The 6,096-nt window shown below is 63.9% G+C and carries 5 protein-coding genes; 4 read left to right on the top strand and 1 reads right to left on the bottom strand.

Annotation, left to right across the window (positions count from 1 at the left end):
• Positions 1 to 116: 116 nt before the first annotated feature.
• Positions 117 to 1,217, top strand: coding sequence for a DUF3524 domain-containing protein (locus tag QZ501_RS14570; protein WP_295720528.1), 1,101 nt, complete (start codon positions 117 to 119; stop codon positions 1,215 to 1,217).
• Here the strand turns inward: QZ501_RS14570 and QZ501_RS14575 are convergent.
• The gene (locus tag QZ501_RS14575; protein ID WP_295720530.1) at positions 1,200 to 1,991 is read right to left on the bottom strand and encodes a pseudouridine synthase; all 792 of its coding nucleotides are present in this window, start codon (positions 1,989 to 1,991) and stop codon (positions 1,200 to 1,202) included. The two genes, QZ501_RS14570 and QZ501_RS14575, sit on opposite strands and share 18 nt — an antisense overlap.
• 210 nt (positions 1,992 to 2,201) lie before the next feature.
• Between QZ501_RS14575 and QZ501_RS14580 the strand changes: the two genes are divergently transcribed.
• The 3 genes from QZ501_RS14580 to QZ501_RS14590 all read left to right on the top strand — a co-directional run bounded on the left by QZ501_RS14580 (position 2,202) and on the right by QZ501_RS14590 (position 5,931).
• Complete coding sequence (locus tag QZ501_RS14580; RefSeq protein WP_295720532.1) at positions 2,202 to 3,182, top strand: TonB family protein; 981 nt, start codon at positions 2,202 to 2,204, stop codon at positions 3,180 to 3,182.
• A complete protein-coding gene (locus tag QZ501_RS14585) occupies positions 3,172 to 4,212 on the top strand; it encodes a class I SAM-dependent methyltransferase (RefSeq protein WP_160898864.1) in 1,041 nt (346 codons plus the stop codon). The genes QZ501_RS14580 and QZ501_RS14585 overlap by 11 nt, the downstream gene beginning before the upstream one ends.
• A gap of 123 nt (positions 4,213 to 4,335) precedes the next feature.
• A complete protein-coding gene (locus QZ501_RS14590; RefSeq protein ID WP_295720535.1) occupies positions 4,336 to 5,931 on the top strand; it encodes an isocitrate lyase in 1,596 nt (531 codons plus the stop codon).
• The last annotated feature ends 165 nt before the right edge of the window (positions 5,932 to 6,096 follow it).

Genomic DNA, 6,096 nt, shown 5'->3' on the forward strand with positions numbered 1-6,096 from the left:
GGGGCTCTACCTGAATACCGGCCATGGAACACTGGGGTGGACCAACGCCTGTGGGTCGGCAGCGCTTCTGAGCGAACGGATTGCCGGAGAAATGGGCCCGTTGGATCTGGATTACCATGGGCGCTGAACGCTCCCGGGTGCTGTGCCTCTCCGCCTATGAGGCGGCCAGTCATCGGCTCTGGCGGGAACGGCTGGGGCGGGGGTTGCCGGACTACCACTGGCAGGCCCTCGCGCTGCCGGCGCGTCATTTCCGGTGGCGGATCCGGGGTAACCCCCTGAGTTGGTACGACGCGCCGGAATTGCAGCAGGCACCGGATCTGGTGCTCGCGACCAGCATGGTGGACCTGGCCGTGGTCCGCGGCCTTAACCGGGGTATTGCAGCCGCGCCCACCGTGGTTTATTTCCACGAGAACCAGTTTGCCTACCCGGAGCAACATGAGCGGGTGGCCAGTAACGAGCCGAAGGTGGTGAATCTGTACACGGCTCTTGCGGCCGACCAGGTACTGTTCAACAGCGAATGGAACCGGAGGAGTTTTCTGGAAGGGGCTCGGGAGCTGCTCAGGCGCATGCCGGACCGCAAGCCGGAAACCGCCGTGGCCACCATCGAGGCGCGTTCGCGGGTGGTGCCTGTGCCGATCCCCGATGAGCGGTTCACGGCACTGCAGCGGGACTGGCCCGCGGTCCCCCATCTCCTTTGGAATCACCGCTGGGAATACGACAAGGGCCCGGAACGGCTCCTCGCGTTGCTGCGGGCCCTGCGAGGGCGTGGACAACCCTTTCGTCTGAGCCTGGTGGGTGAAGGGTTCCGTCAGGCGCCGGAGGCGTTCGCGCACATCCGGGAGGAATTCGCCGGGGAACTGGTCAACCTGGGCTACATGGAAAGCCGGGAGGCCTACGATCGGCTTCTGGAGGAGGCGGACATGGTGCTTTCCACCGCGCTGCATGACTTCCAGGGGCTGGCGGTGCAGGAAGCCATGGCGGCCGGCTGCGTGCCCATTGTCCCGGACCGTCTTGCCTATCCGGAGTATGTGCCGGCGGATTTCCGTTACCCTTCCAGGGAGGCACCCGAACTGGAAGGGCAGGCGGCGGCGGAGCGGCTTATGGCTGTCCTGGCGGAACCCCGGCCCGGGCCGGAGACCCTGATGCCGGAACGCTACCGCCGGACCCGTGTCATCCCGGAATACCGGCAGCTGTTCGAGTCACTGCTTGGAGGGTGAGGCGCCTGCCCCGGTCCATTCTCCCAGGGATAGGCCCACGGCCTCAGCCACGCCCGTGAAATCCCCATCCGGCGCGGTCTGGATCTGAAGCGGTTCGCCTGTCACCGGATGCCCGAAGGACAGGCTCACCGCGCACAGCATAAGGCGGTTGAGTCCGTACTGCTCCCGGAAAAAGCGGTTATGTATGCCCTTGCCGTAGTTCACGTCCCCGATCAGGGGGTGGTTGCGGCTCTTGAGGTGACGCCGGAGCTGGTGCCGACGCCCGGTGACCGGGCGCAGGCGTACCAGACTGTAGCGGGTATGGGTATAGCGTCCGTCCACGGAGATCGGGATCGAAGTGCAGGACAGGCGGTGGTACAGGGTCATGGCCGACTGTGGGGCCTTGCGGCGTTTGCGCTTGCGGCTGTCCGGGTCGCGCGGGGCCAGGGGCTGGTCGATGATGCCGCCGAGCGGTGGCCAGCCGCGCACGACCGCCAGGTAGTCCTTGCGGACCCGGTGGGCCTGGAACGTATTGGCCAGTTCGCGGGCTGTGTCCGGGTCCAGCGCGAACACCAGAACCCCCGAGGTGGGTTTGTCCAGCCGGTGGACCGGGTAGAGATACTGGCCGATCTGATCGCGCAGCAGGGGCAGGGCGATGCGCTGTTCGTGGCGATCCACCTTTGTGGGATGCACCAGCATGCCGGAGGGTTTGTGCATCGCCACCAGATGTTCATCCTGGTAAAGGATGCGGAGTGGTTCGCGCTCCTGATGCTCTCCGGTTATCATCGTTGCCATGGATCAGGGCTCCCGCACAATCACTGACATCAATCGGCCCGTACCGCAGCTTGTGGGCCCCGCCACGGGTGGAGCCAGCCATCGCGCTGCGAACCCGGGCCGGCTTCTGAAGGGCGGAGAGGATACCACAGGCGGGTGTGCCGGCCGGAACCCGGGTCCTTACCCCGGCTGGGGATCCGTCGCCACCGCCGCCTGCTGAACGGGGGTACCATGGGAAACAGGACGTCCATGCCCCGCCGGCTCTGGTGGCTTGTTCTCGGGCTCAGCCTGGCACTGCACCTGCTGGTTGTCAGCCTTCTCCCTCCCATTCTGCCCCGTATGCCGGAGGTGGAGCCCCTTCAGCGGGACGTGCGCGTTTCCTTTCCGCAGCCTGAGCCCGAACCCGCACCGGAGGAACCCGAGCCTGAGCCAGAACCTGAGCCAGAACCTGAGCCAGAACCGGAACCGGATGAACAGCATATGCCGCGGGATACGGATGAGGTGACTGACCTGGATGGTACCCGGATGGATGCGCCCAAGGCCGAGGAAGAGCCGGCCGCTGCGCCGGAAGATCCTGGCGCCACTGGCGACGCGCCCAGCCCGGAGATCTCTGAGGCCCCCAGCCGCCCGGAATCCCCGGAGGACACTCGGGAGGGGGCGGATGAACAGCCGTCGCCGGACAGCGGCGCCCCCAGTCCGGATGCAGCGACTGAGGGAAAGGCCCGGAGCGAACCGGATCCGGCCAGTGCCAGTATGTCCCTGGGCCAGGAAGAGGCGGAGCCGGAGACGGCGCCGGAGGCCGGGAAGGGGCCGGAAATCGGCGCTGATACGGGCATGGAAGCACTGGATGAGGGGGAAATGGATGCCATCCGCGGCGAGTCCATGGTCAGCGAGATCGAGGAGCGCAGGATCCGTATGGCCAATGAATATCTGGCCCGCATGAAGCGCCAGATCATGGCCCGATGGGAACAGCCAGAGGGGGCGGATGCGCGTCACCGCGGTGAGATCCGTTTCTCCGTGGACGCCCAGGGCTATCTTGAGACCTCCCGCGTGCATCTGCCCAGCGGCCATAGCGGCCTGGATGAGAGCGCACTGCGTGCGGTGCGGTCCGTGGGGCGGTATCGTGTGCCGGATTCGCCCGCCATTGTGCGCCGCTATTACCAGAACCTGCGATTCACCTATTCGGGAGAACCCTTGAACAATGATGACTGAAGCCAGCCCGGCGCTCAGCATTCTGGAACGCTCACTGGACCGGCTGGGGGAGCGGGTCTGCCTTGTCGGCCATGATGGCCCCATGCCCTACTGGCAGGGATGCCGGCTGCACGCGCTGACCACCCATTACGGTGTTCACGGGCACGGTGGCGGGGCTGACGGAGGCAGGCTCTTCGGCTATGACGATCCGGAGACACCGGATGCGTTTGACACCATCGTGATCCTGATGCCCAAGGCGCGCTCGGAGCTGGAGATGCGCATGGCCTGGGCGGCCGCCCGGCTGGCCGCTGGTGGCGAGCTGTGGCTGGTGGGGGCGAAACGTGAAGGCATTGCACGTGGCAGCCGTCAGTTCCGGGAGCGTTTCCCCGGTGCCTTCCGGATCGACAGTGCCCGGCACTGCCAGCTCTGGTGTGCGACGCTGGAGACCCCGGCAGCGCCTTTCCGTGTCTGGGACTGGCTGGAACCGGTCACCGTGGTGGCCCCGGGCGCCGATCTTGAACTCTACAGCCTTCCCGGTCTGTTCAGTGAGGGGCGGCTGGATGAGGGCACCCGCCAGCTGCTGGCAACGGTAACGGAGAAACCAGCCGAGCCGGTGCTGGATCTGGCCTGCGGCAACGGCGTGATTGCCGCTTGGCTGCGCCACCAGTGGCCGGAGCTCGCGGTCACACTGGCCGACGTGCACTGGCAGGCCCTGAACTGTGCCCGTGCGTTCTTCGAGGGAGCGCAGGGAGTGACGATTGTCGCGTCTGACGGTCTCGCTGGTGTCACAGGCCGTTATGCCAGCGTTTTCAGCAATCCGCCCTTCCATCAGGGTCAGAAGAAGAACCTGGATCCGATCAACCAATGGTTCCGGGCATTGCCGGATTTCCTGCAGCCGGGCGCTGAACTCAGGCTGGTTGCCAATGCCTTTCTGCCCTACCAGGAGCCGATGATCCGCTCCATAGGCCCGGTTCGGAGCCTGTCAGACGATGGCCGGTACCGGGTCTATTCAGCACGGCGTAACATTCATGGAAAGAATGTCGGGAATTGATTGCATTGATTTTAATTATGGTGTGAATCCGGATAGAATACGCCAGCGCTCGAGGCACGACTCCTCGCCACAGGGGAGGCGCCGACCAATCGTGTTGTTCCACTCCCGAAGCATAGGTGAATCATGTCGAACTACATGAAGGACATTGAAGAAGCAGCTGCACTGCGCAAGTCGCAGGGCGGCAAATGGGACCACATTACGCCTGAGTATGTGGCCCGCATGCGCGCCCAGAACCGGTTCCAGACCGGCCTGGACATCGCGCGCTACACCGCACGGATCATGCGTGAGGACATGGCCGAGTACGACAAGGACCACAGCAAGTACACCCAGTCCCTGGGTTGCTGGCACGGGTTCATCGGCCAGCAGAAGATGATGGCCGTCAAGCGCCACCATGGCACCACCAAGCGCAGCTACCTGTATCTCTCAGGCTGGATGGTCGCCGCCATGCGTTCCGAGTTCGGCCCGCTGCCGGACCAGTCCATGCATGAGAAGACTGCGGTACCGAGCCTGATCGAAGAGCTCTACACCTTCCTCAAGCAGGCGGACGCGCGCGAACTCAACCATCTGTTCCACGACCTTGATGAAGCCCGTGAAGCCGGTGATGACAAGAAGGTCCAGGAGCTGATCGACAGGATCGACAACTTCGAGACCCACGTTGTGCCGATCATCGCCGACATCGACGCCGGTTTCGGTAACGAGGAAGCGACCTACCTGCTGTCCAAGAAGATGATCGAGGCAGGCGCCTGCGCCATCCAGATCGAGAACCAGGTCTCCGACGCCAAGCAGTGCGGTCACCAGGCCGGCAAGGTAACCTGCCCCCACGAGGACTTCATCGCCAAGATCAACGCGGTTCGCTATGCGTTCCTCGAGCTGGGTGTTGAAGACGGTGTCATCGTTGCGCGTACCGACTCCCTGGGCGCTGGCCTGACCCACAAGATTCCGGTCTCCCAGGAGCCGGGCGATCTGGCGGCTACCTACACCGGTTTCCTGAAGACCGAGCCGGTCAAGTCCGCCGAGGATGTTCAGGAAGGCGACATGGTCATCAAGAAGAAGGGCGAGCTGCACAAGCCGATGCGTCTGCCCAACGGCCTGTACGAATTCCAGGAAGGCACTGGCGAGGACCGCGTGGTTCTGGACTGCATCACCAGCCTGAAGAACGGCGCGGACCTGCTGTGGATCGAGACCGAGAAGCCGCACGTCGGCCAGATCGCGGGTATGGTCAACCGCATCAAGGAAGAGGTTCCGGACGCCAAGCTGGTCTACAACAACAGCCCGTCCTTCAACTGGACCCTGAACTTCCGTCAGCAGGTGTTCGACGCCTGGAAGGAAGAAGGCAAGGACGTGTCCCAGTACGACCGCTCCGATCTGATGAACAGCAAGTACGACGATTCCGAACTTGCTGCGGAAGCCGACCGCTGGACCCAGAACTTCCAGAAGGATGGTTCCAAGCACGCCGGCATCTTCCATCACCTCATCACACTGCCGACCTACCACACCGCGGCCCTGTCCACGGACAACCTGGCCAAGGGCTACTTCGGTGAGGAAGGCATGCTGGCTTACGTGCGCGACGTCCAGCGCCAGGAGATCCGCAAGGGTCTGGCGTGCGTCAAGCACCAGGACATGGCCGGCTCCAACATCGGTGACGACCACAAGGAATACTTCGCGGGCGAAGCAGCCCTGAAGGCCGGTGGTAAAGACAACACCATGAACCAGTTCTAAGACCGGTTCCGGTGTTGCGGCCCAAGGGCCGCGCCGATAAAAGAACCCCCTGTCGGATGCCGGCAGGGGGTTTTTTGTGGGCAGCTGTCCGTTATTCTGGAACCCTAAGACGGTAATGGAGGTTCAGTTATGTGGCACCGGTTCAGTACAGAAAGAAACCGCATG

Source organism: uncultured Halovibrio sp. (genome assembly GCF_913056445.1).
Classification (GTDB): Bacteria; Pseudomonadota; Gammaproteobacteria; order Pseudomonadales; family Oleiphilaceae; genus Halospina; species Halospina utahensis_B.

Coding starts and splice junctions, on each gene's coding strand:
- QZ501_RS14590 (WP_295720535.1), top strand. CDS start 4,336: ATGTCGAACTACATGAAGGACATTGAAGAAGCAGCTGCACTGCGCAAG.
- QZ501_RS14580 (WP_295720532.1), top strand. CDS start 2,202: ATGGGAAACAGGACGTCCATGCCCCGCCGGCTCTGGTGGCTTGTTCTC.
- QZ501_RS14570 (WP_295720528.1), top strand. CDS start 117: ATGGGCGCTGAACGCTCCCGGGTGCTGTGCCTCTCCGCCTATGAGGCG.
- QZ501_RS14575 (WP_295720530.1), bottom strand. CDS start 1,991: ATGGCAACGATGATAACCGGAGAGCATCAGGAGCGCGAACCACTCCGC.
- QZ501_RS14585 (WP_160898864.1), top strand. CDS start 3,172: ATGATGACTGAAGCCAGCCCGGCGCTCAGCATTCTGGAACGCTCACTG.